This is a genomic window from Micromonospora sp. NPDC005163, assembly GCF_053599835.1.
This window is the reverse complement of the sequence record NZ_JBSFYP010000074.1, coordinates 1-15,054: the sequence shown is the minus strand read 5'-3', so window position 1 is coordinate 15,054 and position 15,054 is coordinate 1. Positions and strand designations below refer to the sequence as shown.

At 72.2% G+C, this 15,054-nt stretch carries 14 protein-coding genes, 1 pseudogene and 1 riboswitch; of the genes and pseudogenes, 5 read left to right on the top strand and 10 right to left on the bottom strand.

Going from position 1 to position 15,054, the window contains the following annotated elements; all coding sequences use genetic code 11:
- Window positions 1-179 precede the first annotated feature (179 nt).
- Entirely contained in the window at window positions 180-1,346 is a 1,167-nt protein-coding gene (locus tag ACWD6N_RS32060; RefSeq protein ID WP_354966635.1) for a hypothetical protein, read from the top strand.
- Window positions 1,347-1,727: 381 nt separating this feature from the next.
- A riboswitch (cyclic di-AMP (ydaO/yuaA leader) is annotated at window positions 1,728-1,899 on the top strand.
- A 1-nt stretch (window position 1,900) separates the two neighbouring features.
- Window positions 1,901-2,548, top strand: coding sequence for a LysM peptidoglycan-binding domain-containing protein (locus ACWD6N_RS32055; protein WP_387327860.1), 648 nt, complete (start codon window positions 1,901-1,903; stop codon window positions 2,546-2,548).
- Window positions 2,549-2,617: 69 nt separating this feature from the next.
- Here ACWD6N_RS32055 and ACWD6N_RS32050 read toward each other — a convergent pair whose 3' ends face one another.
- The 10 genes from ACWD6N_RS32050 to ACWD6N_RS32005 form a co-directional block, all read right to left on the bottom strand.
- Complete coding sequence (locus ACWD6N_RS32050) at window positions 2,618-2,965, bottom strand: hypothetical protein (protein ID WP_354966633.1); 348 nt, start codon at window positions 2,963-2,965, stop codon at window positions 2,618-2,620.
- A 111-nt stretch (window positions 2,966-3,076) separates the two neighbouring features.
- A complete protein-coding gene (gene dinB / locus ACWD6N_RS32045) occupies window positions 3,077-4,264 on the bottom strand; it encodes a DNA polymerase IV (RefSeq protein WP_354966632.1) in 1,188 nt (395 codons plus the stop codon).
- A gap of 45 nt (window positions 4,265-4,309) precedes the next feature.
- Window positions 4,310-4,834 carry a GNAT family N-acetyltransferase gene (locus tag ACWD6N_RS32040; RefSeq protein WP_387327865.1) on the bottom strand — a complete coding sequence of 175 codons (525 nt, stop codon included), beginning with the start codon at window positions 4,832-4,834 and terminating at the stop codon, window positions 4,310-4,312.
- Window positions 4,831-5,349: a GNAT family N-acetyltransferase gene (locus ACWD6N_RS32035; RefSeq protein WP_354966630.1), complete on the bottom strand. Its 519-nt coding sequence runs from the start codon at window positions 5,347-5,349 to the stop codon at window positions 4,831-4,833. The genes ACWD6N_RS32040 and ACWD6N_RS32035 overlap by 4 nt, the downstream gene beginning before the upstream one ends.
- A gap of 57 nt (window positions 5,350-5,406) precedes the next feature.
- Entirely contained in the window at window positions 5,407-6,981 is a 1,575-nt protein-coding gene (locus tag ACWD6N_RS32030; protein WP_354966629.1) for an FMN-binding glutamate synthase family protein, read from the bottom strand.
- Window positions 6,982-7,042: 61 nt separating this feature from the next.
- A complete protein-coding gene (locus ACWD6N_RS32025; RefSeq protein ID WP_354966628.1) occupies window positions 7,043-7,456 on the bottom strand; it encodes a VOC family protein in 414 nt (137 codons plus the stop codon).
- Between the two features lie 141 nt (window positions 7,457-7,597).
- Window positions 7,598-8,728: a peptidoglycan recognition protein family protein gene (locus ACWD6N_RS32020; RefSeq protein ID WP_354966627.1), complete on the bottom strand. Its 1,131-nt coding sequence runs from the start codon at window positions 8,726-8,728 to the stop codon at window positions 7,598-7,600.
- Between the two features lie 155 nt (window positions 8,729-8,883).
- Window positions 8,884-9,501: a response regulator gene (locus ACWD6N_RS32015; RefSeq protein ID WP_387328037.1), complete on the bottom strand. Its 618-nt coding sequence runs from the start codon at window positions 9,499-9,501 to the stop codon at window positions 8,884-8,886.
- Window positions 9,502-9,554: 53 nt separating this feature from the next.
- Complete coding sequence (locus ACWD6N_RS32010) at window positions 9,555-10,676, bottom strand: sensor histidine kinase (RefSeq protein ID WP_354966625.1); 1,122 nt, start codon at window positions 10,674-10,676, stop codon at window positions 9,555-9,557.
- Between the two features lie 85 nt (window positions 10,677-10,761).
- Complete coding sequence (locus tag ACWD6N_RS32005) at window positions 10,762-11,355, bottom strand: hypothetical protein (RefSeq protein WP_387327870.1); 594 nt, start codon at window positions 11,353-11,355, stop codon at window positions 10,762-10,764.
- A gap of 291 nt (window positions 11,356-11,646) precedes the next feature.
- Between ACWD6N_RS32005 and ACWD6N_RS32000 the strand changes: the two are divergent.
- The 3 genes and pseudogenes from ACWD6N_RS32000 to ACWD6N_RS31990 all read left to right on the top strand — a co-directional run bounded on the left by ACWD6N_RS32000 (window position 11,647) and on the right by ACWD6N_RS31990 (window position 15,030).
- Window positions 11,647-12,560, top strand: a pseudogene (locus ACWD6N_RS32000) (SPFH domain-containing protein).
- Between the two features lie 45 nt (window positions 12,561-12,605).
- Window positions 12,606-13,541, top strand: a complete 936-nt coding sequence (locus ACWD6N_RS31995; RefSeq protein ID WP_354966622.1) for a mechanosensitive ion channel family protein — start codon at window positions 12,606-12,608, stop codon at window positions 13,539-13,541.
- A gap of 208 nt (window positions 13,542-13,749) precedes the next feature.
- A complete protein-coding gene (locus ACWD6N_RS31990) occupies window positions 13,750-15,030 on the top strand; it encodes an MFS transporter (RefSeq protein WP_450005835.1) in 1,281 nt (426 codons plus the stop codon).
- Window positions 15,031-15,054: the final 24 nt, after the last annotated feature.

Sequence of the window (15,054 nt, the reverse complement as noted above, 5' to 3'; positions counted from 1 at the left end):
GAGCGCTCCGCACCCGGCAGGGCTCCCGGAAAATTGCGACGGCAATATGCTCCCCGACAGGCCCCTTCCACTGTCAATAGACACAAGCAAATATCTCATTCTCCATTCCGATCGACGTGCGAAGCGGGGTTCAGGAATGGGCTGCCGCAGAGTGCGGATGCGCCACCATTGGGGGACACATGGCCGTCGTCGTAGTGCTAGATATCGATGAAACTCTGCGCGAGCAGCACAGCCTGACGATCGAAGTCCGCTCGGACGACGCCGGTGTGCCCGTCGCGGTGGCCGCGCTCCGGCAGGCTCTGCTCCGACTCGAAGCGACGGGAGCCGGCGGGGAGCGGGTGGGCCCGGCCGTCGTCTCGTCACCGATCGCCTTGCCCGGCGCGCAGCTCCTCGTGATCGACTTCGGCCCGATCCCCGCCGAGCATGTCCTCGCCATACCGGAGCTGCTGGCCCGGCAACTGCGCGATGCCGGTGTGCGCGACGCTCTGGTCTCGGTGGCCCGGCGCGGCCCGAGCCACGACATCGAGGAGTTCGGCGTGTCCGCCCGGGCTTACCTGCGCGGGCCACTCGGCGCGCCGTTCGGCGACGCCCCGTGCCAACTGCCCCCGCCCCTGCTGAACGTGGCGCTCGACTGGTTGCACGCCGAGCGCGGACCCGCGGACGAGCTGAGCGCTGTCGTGCTCGGCGTGCGGGTTCCGCTCACCGCCGAGGCGGCCGGCTCGGCCACCGCCACCGTACTGTCTACTCTGCCCACAGCCATCACGGTGACCCTGCTCGCCGGCGACCTCACCAACCGGCTGGTGGCCGCGACCGTCGGCGGCTACCACGACGTGCTACCGGCGGCGGCGCTCTCCGTCGCGCAGCCGCGCGCCGACCCCGCCGACGCTGGCGACCTGGCCGGGCCGATGCACCGGTTGCGCGACAAGCTGCACGCGCACAGCGGATTGCTGGTCTGGGCCGGAGTGGACGCCGAGCCGGACAGCCGTCGGGTGAGCACGCCACAGTGGTCGCAGCGGCTCCCGAGCGACGGAAAGCCGGTGACCCGGCGGCCCGGGGTGGAGATGCTCGCCGACGCGCTCATCCCCGACGCCATGTGGTACCAGATCCTCTCCGCCGGGCACCTCGACCGGCTCGGTGGCCTGCCACCCGGGGCGACGCCGCTGCCCGGCCGGCGGGCCGAGTTGACTGTCGGGGACGCCGAACAGTGGCTGCCGGGCCACCCCGACGCCCTCGCGGTTCTCGCCCGGGGCCGCGAGCTGCTCGCCGGCTGCCTGGTCGACGAGGCGCAGGCGTGGCAGATGACGGCCGCCCGGATTCGCCGTGCCACGCCGCCCGGCGGCCGTTGACCGCACCGGGCGGGACGGTCGGCGTACCAGGGGATGCGGCAAGCGGTGCGAAGTCGCCTGGTCGCCGCGACCAGCCACCGCTCGTCTGGGCACGAACCGTCGGGACCAGCCAGATCGTCTACAGCGCCCTCGGTCACGACGTCCGGTCGTACGAGTCGCCGGGACACGTCGAACTGCTCGCCGGATCGTGGCCTGGCTCCGGCACGAGACCTGAAACGCCGGCCTGATCGGAAACGGTCCATGGTGGTCACTGCACACACTTCGATTGCCCGCAACCGCTACGCGGCTCGCCCCGCGCGGCCCGGTGAAGAAGTTCACAGGGGGTGGGCGACCGTCACCGACCGTGCCTAACGTCGGTCGGGTTCGCCAATGCGGACACCGCGACCGGCAACGCCAAATCCTGCCCCCGGTCGTCGGAACCCAGTCACCCGGGCAGGAGCGGGGGACCCAACGTTCCTCGGTGCACGTCACCTCGGGGTGAAGCCGCCACCGCGCGGCCGGGCTCCTCGGCCCGAACCCGACAGCTCACCTCGCCGGCGTGGAGGAAGCCTCACATGTCATCTGCACACACGCCCCGTCATCGGCGGGTCACCACCCGCCGCGTCGCCGTCGGCACCCTGGCCGTCGGCGCTGTCACCGGCGCCGTCGCCCTCTTCGGCCCGGCCGCCCCGGCGCAGGCCGGGGTCAACTGGGACGCGATCGCCCAGTGCGAGTCCAGCGGCAACTGGCACATCAACACCGGCAACGGCTACTACGGCGGGTTGCAGTTCTCGCAGAGCACCTGGGCCGGCTACGGCGGCAAGAAGTACGCCGCCCGCGCCGACCTGGCCAGCCGCGGCGAGCAGATCGCGATCGCCGAGAAGGTGCTCGACGGGCAGGGCATCGGCGCCTGGCCGACCTGCGGCAAGAAGGGCGGCTCGTCGGGCGGCTCCGCCGCGAAGTCCGCGACGAAGAAGTCCGAGTCGACGTCCAAGCCCCGGGAGCGGTCGTCGCGCGGCGAGCAGCCGGCGACCCGCAACCACAAGCGCACCGCGCCTTCCACGGACGGCAGGACGTACCTGGTCAAGCCGGGCGACACCCTGTCCGAGATCGCCCAGGCCCATCAGGTGGCCGGCGGCTGGCAGGCCCTGTACGAGCGCAACCGTCAGGTGGTCGGCGGCGACCCCGGTCTGATCTTCCCGGGTCAGCGGCTCGCCCTCTGACACACGACGCGCGGGCGCTCGACCGGACTCCGGCCGGGCGCCCGCGGGCGTGTCGAGAAGGGGTGGGCGTCAGGCGGCCGACACGGCGGCTTCGGGACGCGCCGACCAGGCCCGGCGCGCGGTCGGAACGCCCTCAGCGGGCCGGTCAGCGGATGCGGTTGTTTCCTCGCCCCGCGTCGGAGCGACTGTGGACGGTGTGCCGGCCGCACCACGGGCCAGCCGGAGCGCCTGTTCAGCGGAGCTGCGGGCCGCGCACGGCCACGGCTGGCCGGCGCAGAGCAGGTTGCGGCAGGCGCCGTCCTCGTCCGGCTCATGTGCACTGAGCACGTCGATCGCGAGCTGCCAGAGCAGCGGGTCGGTCACGTCGCCGGGACGCTGCTCGCGCCGGCTCGGACGGTTGCTGGTGTCGTCGGACATGGTGGTCCCCCCTGGTCAGACTGATCTTCACTACGTGACCCGCTGCGGCCGTCGCCAAACCCCTCGCCGCTGTGATGTCCGGCGCTTTCGCCCCGCCGCCACCTGGTGCGGTCAGTCCGGCAGCAGCGGCACCTCGACGCCCGGATCACGGCCGAGCAGCACCGCGCGGGTGAGCGCCGCCGATCCGAACCGGTCGCGGACCGCGTCCACCGCGGCGTCCAGCTCGGCTCCCGGATTGTGGTGGAACGGCAGCTCCGGCTGGACCGGGTTGTCGTCCAGGTTGCCGACCGAGACGCCGATCAGCGTGACGCCCCGCCGGTCGATCTCGGGCAGGGCGGCCCCCAGCAGCGCCCGCGCGGCGGCGAGCAGCGGCGTGGTGTCCGCGGTCGCCTTGCGGACGGTGTGCGAGCGGGTGGCCCGGGTGTAGTCGCCGAAGCGCAGCCGCAGCATCACCGTGCGCCCGGACCGTCCGGCCGCCCGCATCCGCCGGGTGACCCGGTCGACCAGGCCGGCCAGGACGGCGTCCAGTTCCGCCGGCGCGTGTGGCGTACGGCTCAGCGCGTGCTGCGCGCCCATCGAGCCGCGTCGGCGGCCGACCAGCACGGCCCGCGGGTCGCGGTTGTGCGCCAGGGCGTGCAGGTGCCGGCCGGCGCCCGCGCCGAGTATTGACACCAGCGCCGCCTCGCCGAGCCGGGCCACCTCGCCGACGGTGCGGATCCTCCGTTCCCGCAGCTTGGCGGCGGTGACCGGGCCGACGCCCCACAGCCGCTCCACCGGCAGCGGGTGCAGGAACGCCAGCTCCGCGTCGGGCGAGACGACCAGCAGCCCGTCCGGCTTCGCCACCCCGCTGGCCACCTTCGCCAGGAACTTCGTCCGGGCCACGCCCACGGTGATCGGCAGGTGGACCCGTTCGCGGACCTCCCGGCGCAGCCGCTCGGCGATGTCGGCCGGCGGCCCGACCAGCCGGCGCAGACCGCCCACGTCCAGGAACGCCTCGTCGATGGAAAGCCCCTCGACCAGCGGGGTGGTCTGCCGGAAGATCTCGAACACCGCCCGGCTGGCCGCCGTGTACGCCGACATCCGGGGCGGCACGACGATCGCGTCCGGGCAGAGCCGCCGCGCCTGCTGGCCGCCCATCGCGCTGCGTACGCCCCGCGCCTTCGCCTCGTAGCTGGCCGCCAGCACCACGCCGCCGCCGACGATCACCGGCCGCCCCCGCAGGCGCGGGTCGTCGCGCTGCTCGACCGACGCGTAGAAGGCGTCCAGGTCGGCGTGCAGGATGCTGGCCCCGGGCGACACGTACATATGTTCGCATGGCGTTCGCGATCACCACAGTGAGCTGCGCTAACAGGGCCGCCGGTCGCTGATTTCCCCGCCCGTTGGCAGCGTGTAGTGATGAAGTGACACGGCGCTTCCGTCCGGGGCGGTCCACTGCGCCGTGCTGGTGCCGGTGCACCGCCACCCGGTGCGCTCGTAGAGGGCGGTGGCCGCGGTGTCGCTGACAGCCACGTCGAGCAGCAGGTCCGTCCCGCGCTCGGCCGCCCACCGCCGTGCCCGGGTCAGCAGAGCAGCGCCCAGCCCGGTCCCGCGGGCGGTCGGCGACACGAAGAGGCGAGTCACCTCGGCGGTCGGCCGGGCGAGCGACCCGTCCGCCGGGTCGGGCAGCCGTTGCACCGCCACGTGCCCGACGATCGCCGAGTTGGCGTCGACGGCGACCCACGCGCGCGCCGGACGGGGCTCGCGTAGCCACTGGTGCGGGTCGGCGGGCCAGTTCAGCGGGTACCGGTCGGCCCCATGGACGAGGGCGAGCGCCGCCACGCATCCGTCGAGGTCGGTGGCGCGCCGCCGCCGGATCTGCGGTGCGGTCACAGCTCGTCGAACGGGCCGGCGTACCGGAACTCGCCCCGGATCGACTCCCGCCACGCGCTCAACGGGCGGGCCTGGAAGTACTGCGGGCCCCACGGCTGCGGCGGGGTGACGCCCAGCTCGACGGCCGGTCGAAACCCGAATCGCGGGTAGTAGTCGGGGTGGCCGAGCAGCACCACCAGCGGCTCGTCCCGGGCGTCGGCCGCGCCGAGCACCGCGTGCATCAGCGCCGAGCCGACCCCGCGCCGTTGCCGGTCGGGAAGCACGCCGAGCGGCCCCACGCCGAGGGCGACCGGTTGGCCGGCCACCTGGGCGCGGGTGGCCACCACGTGCCCCACCACCTGCCCGTCCGGGTCGGTCGCCACCAGGGAGTACGCGGGCAGCCAGCCCTCGTCGGCGCGCAGCGCGTCGACCAGGGTCGCCTCGACCGGTACGCCACCGTCCGGCGCGGTGAAGGCGGCGGCGTGCACCGCGCGGATGGCGTCGACATCGGCGGGCGTCTCGCGTCTGATCAGCACCGCGCCACGATACGGGGCCCCCGGCGTCCGCCTCCAGGGGTTATCGGCGAGCGCCGGTCAGCCGACGGCGGTGGGGGAGGGCGTCGCGCTGCCGCCCTGCGGCGCCTCGGGTGCCATCAGCCGGACGATCTCCGCCCGGTCGGCCGGCGAGGGCAGGCCCCACTCCGGCCGGTAGCCGTACACCTCGTGCAGGGGAGTGGAGCCGGTGCGGCCGTCCAGGATCTCCACCGCGTCGGTGCCGATCAGGCCGGGGTGCTCCACGCCGCACGCCTCGGCGACCTTCACCAGGTCCCGGCGCAGCGTCCGCAGGTAGTTGGCCGCGCGCACCGACTTCAGCGTCGGGTCCAGCCCCCGGGCCAGCCAGGCGTTCTGGGTCGCCACGCCGGTGGGGCAGGTGTCGGTGTGGCACTTCTGCGCCTGGATGCAGCCGATCGACAGCATCGCCTCCCGACCCACGTTGACCAGGTCGCAGCCGAGCGCGAAGGCCACGATGGCGTTGTCCGGCAGGCCGAGCTTGCCGCCGCCGACGAAGACCACCTGCTCGTGCAGGTCGTGTTTGGCGAAGACCTTGTACACCCGGGAGAAGCCCTGCTGGAACGGGAGCGACACCGAGTCCGTGAAGATCAGCGGCGCGGCGCCGGTGCCACCCTCGCCGCCGTCGATCGTCACGAAGTCGACGCCCCGGCCGGTGTCCCGCATCAGGGTGGCCAGCTCCTGCCAGAAGCCCAGGTCGCCGACCGCCGACTTGATGCCGACCGGCAGGCCCGTCTCGGCGGCCAGCAGCTCCACCCAGTCGAGCAGGCTGTCGCAGTCGGAGAACTCGGCGTGTCGGGAGGGGCTGACGCAGTCCTGACCGGCCGCAATGCCCCGGGTGGCGGCGATCTCGGCGGACACCTTCGCGCCGGGGAGCAGCCCGCCGAGGCTGGGCTTTGCGCCCTGGCTCAGCTTGATCTCCAGCGCTTTCACCGGCGCGCTGGCGACCAGATCCTTCAACCGGTCCAGGCTGAACCGGCCGTGCACGTCCCGGCAGCCGAAATACGCCGTACCGAGCTGGAAGACCAGCTCACCACCGTGGCGGTGGTACGGCGACAGGCCACCCTCGCCGGTGTTCTGAAGGCAGCCGGCGAGTGCGGCACCCCTGTTCAGCGCCGCGACGGCGTTGCCGGAGAGCGAGCCGAAGCTCATCCCGGAGATGTTGACCACCGACTCCGGTCGGAACGCGCGGGCCCGCCCCCGGGCCGCGCCGAGCACCTTGGCGCAGGGCAGTCGCACGTCCTGCCCGGCGGCCGGCGTCGACGGCGGCACGGCCCGGCCGAAGGTACGGTGCTTGATGATCGGATAGCCGGGGGTGTACTCGATGTCGTTGTCCGTGCCGAAGCCGAAGTAGTTGTTCTGCTGCTTCGCCGACGCGTACACCCAGCGGCGCTGGTCCCGGGTGAACGGCCGCTCCTCGTTGTTGCCGGCCACGATGTACTGCCGAAGCTCCGGCCCGACCGCCTCCAACAGGTATCGGGCCCGCCCGAGCACCGGGAAGTTGCGCAGCAGCGCGTGGTCGCGCTGGATCAGGTCCCGCGCGGCGAGCGCGGCGACGGCAGCGGCGACGGCGGGTACGGCTCGACGGGCCCATCTCATGCCCGCCACTCTTTCCGCCCGCGCTGTCGGCCAAACCGGCTGACCGGCGACGGTGCGCTGGTCAGGCCTGCGGTTGGGTGATGTTGACCATCCAGTGGATGCCGTACGGGTCGACGCACTGGCCGTACTCGTCGCCCCACATCTGCTTCTCCAGCGGGATGGTCACCGACCCGCTCGAGGAGAGCTGAGCCCAGTAGCCGCGCAGTTCGTCGGCGTTGTCGCCGCCGAGGCTGATCGCGATGTTGGTGCCGGGCACATGGTTCATCCCGGGCGCGGTGTCCGACGCCATCAGGGTGAACCCGTTGGGTGACTCCAGCCGCGCGTGCATGATCTGGTCGGACAGGCCCGGCTCCGTGCTGCCGAACTCGCCGAAGGTGTTCATCGTCAGGTCGCCGCCGAACACGCGGTGGTAGAACTCCATCGCCGCGCGGGCGGTGCCGGGGAAGTTCAGGTACGGATTGAGTCGTGTCTGCACAGCGCCCTCCTTGGTCCTGGTCAGCGTCATCGTCGCAGACCGGGGGAGGGCGACCAACGAGGCGCGCCCACGTTTGCGCTGGTTGCCGGGCCCGGCGGCGGCACGGGTTCGCGCCCGCGCCGCCGCCGGTGCTCCGGAGGATCAGCGGTGCCGGAACGACTGGCGGACATTTCCGCCGACGATCGTGCACCACGTGCTCGTGCTGAGCTTGCCGTTGCGCGGCAGCCCGTGCAGCGCCTGCAGGTCCTTCACGGCGTCCCGGGTCGCGTGGTCGTACGCGCCGGTGACGGTGACGGCGTACCCCTTGGTGAAGAGCATCTCCTGCACCGCGGTCACCGGCAGGCCGCTGGCGTGCTGGTCCAGTTCGGGCACCAGGGTCTCCCAGGTCGGCGTGGTGAGCGTGGCATCCACGTCAACCGGGATGCCGTTGCGGGCCTGCCAGTCCTGCACGGCGGTCACGGTCGCGGCGTCGAAGGTGCCGCTGACGGTCACCGGGTAGCCGCGGAAGGCGAGCAGGTACTGCACCACCCGGACCGACGGGGAGTTGACGAAGCGCCACAGGTCGGGCCAGCGGCGCGCCGGAACGTCGGCCAGATCGGTGCCGAGGGCGGCGAACACCCGCCGGCGCAGCGCCGGGAACTCGCGGTAGAAGGCGGCGCCGGGGCACTGCGTGGTGCGGAAGTCCCAGTGGCCGAAGATGTCGTGCGCGTGCAGCCCGTACTGCCGGCAGACGGCGACGCAGAGCTTGACCAGCGAGTCGGTCAGCGCCTTCGGCGGCGTCTCGGTGACGTAGGTGCCCTCGTTCTCGATCCCGATGGCCCGGCCGTTCTCGCCCGGGCAGTGCGCCGAGATCATCTGCCGGTCGCCGGCTTCGAGGCGTTCCAGGCTGCCCCGCCGACCCTCCAGCACGTAGCCACCCCGGCTCACCGTGAAGTGCTGGCCGGTGTCGGACCAGCCGTTGCCGTCCATGTGCAGGTCCTGGCAGTCGTGGGCCAGCTTGACCGCCTGCTCCTGGGAGTAGTCGGTGACGTTCGGGAACGCCATGTGGTGCACGATGATCTTGTTGGTGGCGATGGCGCTGACCGACAGCGGGTCCTTCGGCGGGCGAGCCGCCCACTCGTCGCAGCTGATGATCCAGTCCAGGTCGGTGCCGGGGGCGGCCTGCGCGGCGCCCGGGAAGGCGAGTTCGCTCCCGACCACGGCGACCGTGGCCGCGCCGAGACCGGCCCGCAGCAGCGTCCGGCGGTCCACTTCGGAAGGGTCGACGTGCATGTTGTCTCCTCCTGCGGCCGGCGGTGAATGAAAAGTAGCTCCAATGGCCGCACGTTCTCCGGAGGATATTGCCAAAACTCGTCCGCGCGCTAGAGGTTCACCACCCCACGTCATCGCTCGGACCAACCCACTCGTGATGCGCACACCGGTGCGGCTCAGTTCTCGCCGGCGGTGATCAGGCCGGTCTCATAGGCGCAGATCACCGCCTGGGCACGGTCGCGCAGGCCGAGCTTGGTCAGCACGTTGCTGACGTGGGTCTTCACGGTGTGCTCGCTCACCATCAGGGTCTGGGCGATCGTCGCGTTGGACAGACCTCGGCCCAGCAGGTGCAGGGTCTCCCGTTCGCGGGTGGTGAGCACGTTGAGGCGGGCGTCGGGCGCGTCGGCCAGCCGGGTCGCACCGGGCCGGTGGCGGGCGGTGATGTCGGCGATGATCTGCCGAGTCACCGAGGGGGCCAGCAGCGAATCGCCGGAGGCCACGACCCGGACGGCGTGGACGAGGTCGTCGCGGCGCACGTCCTTGAGCAGGAAGCCGCTGGCACCGGCATAGAGCGCTTCGTAGATGTAATCGTCCTGGTCGAATGTGGTCAGCATGATCACTCGGCTGCCGGTGTCCGCGCAGATGCGACGGGCGGCCTCGATACCGTCCATCGTCGGCATTCGGATGTCCAGGAGTGCCACATCCGGCCGGTACTCCTGAACGGCGGTCACGGCCGCCTCGCCGTCACCGGCTTCGGCGACGACGGTAATGTCCGGCTGGGCGTCAAGGATCATGGCGAACCCGCTGCGCACAAGCTCCTGGTCGTCCGCGATCACCACCCGAATCGTCACGCCGGGAACGGTAGCCGAACCCCGACTGTGAACCCACGTCCACCTGCGTCCGGCCCGATTCTCGCCGTACCGCCGCAGGCGGTCGCGCGTTCCCGGATGCCGATGAGGCCGTGTCCGCCGCCCGGGCCGCCGGTTCCGGCACCGTCGTCGGTCACGGTGATCGTGAGGGCCTCGGGCGACCAGCCGAGGTGTACGTCGACCCTGCTGGCCGCCGCGTGCTTGACGGCATTGGTCAGGGCCTCCTGCACGATGCGGTACGCGGCCAGCTCCACGTCGGCCGACACCGGGCGCGGCTCGCCGGTCACCCGCAGGCTGGCCACCGGGACACCGTCGATCAGTGGCGGCAGCTGGGCCAGGGTGGGCTGCGGGCCGCGGGGTCCGGCCTCCGAGCGCAGCAGGCCGAGCATGCCGCGCAGCTGCACCATGGCGTCGCGGCCGGCGGCGGCGATCGCGTCGAACGCGGCCTCGGCCCGGTGCGGGGCCGTGCGCACCGCAACCGGCCCGGCCTCGGCCTGCACGATCATGAGGCTCACCGCGTGGGACAGCACGTCGTGCATCTCCCGGGCGATTCGGGCCCGCTCGCGCGCGGCGGCCCGATCGGCCTCGAACTCGCGCTCGCGCTCGGCCCGAAGTGCCCGGTCCTCCAGGGCGGTCGCGCGCTCCTGGCGGGCGTGGCTGAGCCGACCCAGGACGTACGCGGTGAAGAAGACCAGGAACGTGTAGAAGTACTCGCTCACGCGGTTCGTGTTGAACGCCACTCCTGCCGCCACACCGGGGAAGGTCGCGGCGAGTGCGCCCCAGCGCTGCCGGCGACCGCCGATTGCGGCGACCGTGTAGAGCGCGACCAACCCGCCGTACGCGAGGGGCTGCCCTGGCGCGTCCACCGCCTTGCCCGCGATCGTGGCCAGCGCGACCACCACCAACACGGTGAACGGCACCCGTCTGCGCCAGATCAGCGGGATCGCCGTACCCGCGGTGAGCAGGTACGCCAGCAGCCCCGGTGTGCCACCCGGCCGGGGAAGCACGAACGGCAGTGACACCGCGACGAGGACGAACACGGTGATCGCCGCATCCACCACGTACGGATTGGTGGTGCGTACGAAGCGGGCGAGCGACATCGCGACAGTATGCATAACCGCCGACCCCCTCCCCAGGTGCAACCGATCCCCCCGCGGCCGGGGGGATCGGTTCCGGACTCTCCGCTCAGGCGAGAGCGGGCACCGGGTTCGCCGGGGTGGCGGCGGTGGTGCCGCGGGCCAGCGGGAGGAAGGAGACCAGCAACAGGACCGCGCCCAGCGGAATCAGGTCCTTGTCGATGAACGGCGTAGCGAGGTCGGCCAGCACCAGGCCCGGCGTCCACAGCTTGACCCGGCGCTGCACGGCGAGCAGGACGACCAGCACGAGCTGGCCGAGGTAGAAGGCGTAGGGCCCGAAGTCGTAGGCCAGCTGCGAGACACCCGGCAGAGTGCGTACCTGGTGGACGATCATGCTCATGCCGTAGTTGTCGGTGGCCAGAAAGCCGGCTGCGATGTCGATCGAGAACTGGGTGATCAGCGCCAGCGCGCCGAGGGTGCCGGCCGTGGCGCTCAGCGTCGCCAGGACCCGGCCGCCAGCCATGCGACGCATCTGCCAGAACGCGGAGATGAACGCGATGAGTGCGCCGATGAATGCGAGGTGCCCGATGGTCCAGGCCGGGCCGGGACCACGAATGCCGTCCAGGCCGTCGACGAGACGGATGATCCCGTAGCCCATGACCAGGACCGGCGCGGCGATGAAAGCAGGGCGGCGGAACTTCATTGTGGTGTCTCCTCGGGGTGTTTGCGCCGTGTGTTCAACGTGATCGAGCCTGCCGTTTCGCCGCCCCGATGGGATCGCTCCGCCGGGCGATCTTGCCCGCACCCGGCACCTCCCTCGCACGCATGAGCGCCTCCCCCGCGCGGGCGAGACGCCGGGCTCCGCGCGGCACGCGTTCGCGAGCACTTCACCCACGATCCCGCTCGCCGCGTGTTGCGATCGGGGCCGCATGGCGGGGAGCGGAACGGGTACCCGGCGCTCCGGGAGGTGGGCGCCTCCGGGGAGCGGGATGTCATGGGAGCCGCCGTCGTTGGCCTGGTCATCGTCGTCGTGGTCGTGCTGCTGGCGTTGGCACTCAGCCTCCGTCAGGTGCAGCAGTACCAACGCGGCATCGTGTTCCGGTTCGGTCGGGTGCTGGAACGGGTCCGTCAGCCGGGCCTGCAACTGATCGTCCCGATCGCCGACCGGATGGCGCGGGTCAGCCTGCAGACCACCGTGATCGGCGTACCGGCACAGGGCGCGATAACCCGGGACAACGTCACGCTCACCGTCGACGCGGTCGTCTACTACCGGGTGGTGGACCCGGTGAAGGCGCTGGTGAACGTGCACGACTATCCCTCGGCGGTGCTCCAGGTCGCGCAGACCGCGCTGCGTTCGGTGATCGGCCGGGCCGACCTGGACACCGTGCTGGGAGACCGGGAGCGGGTCAACGCCGAGCTGAAGTCCGTCATCGACGCGCCCACGGAGAAGCCGTGGGGGCTGCTCATCGAGCGGGTGGAGGTCAAGGACGTCTCGCTGCCCGAAGGGATGAAACGGTCGATGTCCCGGCAGGCCGAGGCGGAACGGGAACGCCGGGCCCGGGTGATCGCCGCGGACGGCGAGTTCCAGGCGTCGCGGCGCCTGGCCGACGCGTCCCGGGCGATGGAGGCCACACCCGGCGCGTACCAGCTACGCCTGTTGCAGACCGTGGTGGACGTGGCGGCCGAGAAGAACAGCACCCTGGTCATGCCGTTCCCGGTCGAGCTGCTGCGCTTCTTCGACCAGATGGCACCACACGCAGCGGGGCCGGGCCAGCCGGTGACACCCGCGACGCCGGATCTGGGGCCGGTGACGGAGGGGGTTGCCGCCGCCGCCGAGGAGGGCGACGACCACCCCGGGACGCCGCAGCGCTGAGCGGCCGGCGTTTCCGCGCGCGTCGGCGGGGGTAGGTCGGGGGCCGACCGTCCCGGCTGCCCCGCGTGGAGGAAAACCCGATGAGTGACAACGTCAGCGACGCGGTGGGCGACGCCCTCCGTTCGGTGATGCTCTTCCTGCCCAAGGCCGTCGCCTTCCTGGCGATCCTGGTGGCGGGATGGCTGATCGCCAAGGCCGTGCTGAAGATCGTCGAGAAGGTGCTGGAACGGGTGGGCTTCGACCGCGCAGTCGAGCGCGGCGGCGTCCGCCGGGCACTGAGCCGCTCCCGGTACGACGCCAGCGACATCGTGGCGAAGCTCGTCTACTACGCGGTGCTGCTGCTCACCCTTCAACTCGCTTTCGGCATCTGGGGCCCGAACCCGATCTCCGACCTGATCGCCGCGGTGGTGTCCTGGTTGCCCCGCGCCTTCGTCGCGATCGTCATCGTCGTGGTCGCCGCCGCCATCGCCAACGCCGTCAAGGACATCATCAGTGGCGCGCTCGGCGGGTTGTCGTACGGTCGGGTGCTGGCCGGCATCGCCTCGGTGTTCATCCTCGGCCTCGGTGTCATCGCCGCGCTGAACCAGGTCGGCGTGGCCACCGCGGTCACCACTCCCGTGCTGATCGCCGTGCTGGCCACCGTCGGCGGCATCCTCGTCGTCGGGGTCGGTGGCGGCCTGATCCGTCCCATGCAGAGCCGCTGGGAGTCGTGGCTGAGCCGCGCGGAGCAGGAGTCGCAGCTGATCGCCACGCACGCCCGCGCCTACCGGGCCGGCCGCCGGGACGCCGAGGCCGAACTGGCCTGGCAGGCGACCCCCAGCACCGACCCGGAGGCCACCCAGGTGGTCGCCCGCCCGGTCGACCCGGACGCCACCCAGGTGGTGCGTCCCGCAGCCGACCCGGAGGCCACCCAGGTGGTGAGCGCCGGCGCCGATCGCGTGGTGCCCGACCAGCGCGCCAGCGACGACAGCGAGGCGACCACGGTCATTCCGCCGGTCGACCCGAACCGTCGCTGACGCGGTACCGGACGGCGGGGCGGGGTCCGCGAGGTCCCGCCCCGCCTCGCGTCGTCCGGCGTGCCGAAAGCGCTGGCCGGCGCCGCGAGGCGGGTCTAGCATCTCCGACATGACCTGGCGACATTGATCCAACGCTGTAGGCCGATCCCGTGGGCCACCACGGGCACCGCACGTCCGGTGTCCGTCTCCACTCCCACGGGAAGGCCTCATGACCCGCATCGCCGCACGCGTGCCCGACCCGCCGGTCCGCCGGCTGACGACCACCCTCTACGGGTACGCGTTCCTCAGCGACCTCGTCCTGCTCTACCCGGTGTACGCGCTGCTCTTCGCCGACACCGGGCTGTCGGTGGGGCAGATCTCCTCGCTCTTCGTCATCTGGTCGGCCGCCGGCATCCTGTTCGAGGTGCCCTCCGGCGCCTGGGCCGACACGGTGTCCCGCCGGCTGCTGCTGCGCCTCGCTCCGCTGGTCACCGCCGCCGCGTACGCCCTCTGGGTCCTGGTCCCGTCGTACCCGGCGTTCGCGGTCGGGTTCCTGCTCTGGGGCGCCGGTGGCGCGCTGGTCTCCGGCGCCCTGGAGGCGCTGGTCTGGACCGAACTGGACCGGCTCGGCGCGGTCGGCCGGTATCCGCGGGTGCTCGGTCGTGCCCGGACGGCGGGTGTGCTGGGCGTGCTGGTCTCCGGGGTGCTCGCCGGCCCGGTGCTCGCCGTCGGCGGCTACCCGGCGGTCGGTGTGGGCAGCGTGCTCGCCTGTCTGCTCGCCGCCGCTGTCGCCGGCCGCTTCCCGGAGCACCGCACACCGCCGACCGCGCCCGCCGTGGCCGGGGAGGCCGACCCGGAATCACCGTCGGGTGTGCACGACAGCGATCCGGGTTGGTGGGACACGCTGCGGGCGGGGGTGACACAGGTCCGTACGCATCCGCCGGTGCGGGCCGCCGTGCTGCTGGTCGCGGTGGTGGCCGCCGACTGGGGCGCCCTCGACGAGTACACCCCGTTGCTGGCCCTGGACACCGGCGTCGGGGCGCAGGTCGTGCCGCTGCTGCTCCTGCTGCTCTGGGCCGGGGTGACCACCGGCGGACTGCTCGCTCCGGCGGGGGAGCGGCTGGGCGCGCTCGGCTACGCCGCACTGCTGGTCGTCGTCGCCGGTGCGCTGGCCGGGGGAGCGCTCATCGCGCACCCGGCCGGGTTCGTGCTGCTCGCGGTGGCGTTCGGGGCCGCGCAACTGGCCACCGTGTTGGCCGACGCGCGGCTCCAGGCGCGGATCACCGGGAACAGCCGCGCCACCGTCACCTCGCTGGCCGGGATGGCCACCGACGTGCTGGTCATCGTGACCTACGTCGGCTATGGCCTCGTCGCCACGGCGGCGGGCAACGCGGTGGCGTTCGCGGTGGCGGCCGGGCCGTACCTCATCGTGGCGCTGGTGCTGGTGGCCCACCGCCCAGATCGGAAGAGCAAACCTCTGCACACCACCACCACAATAACAAATATCTGAAGCCGTCTTATGGTTGAAAATTTT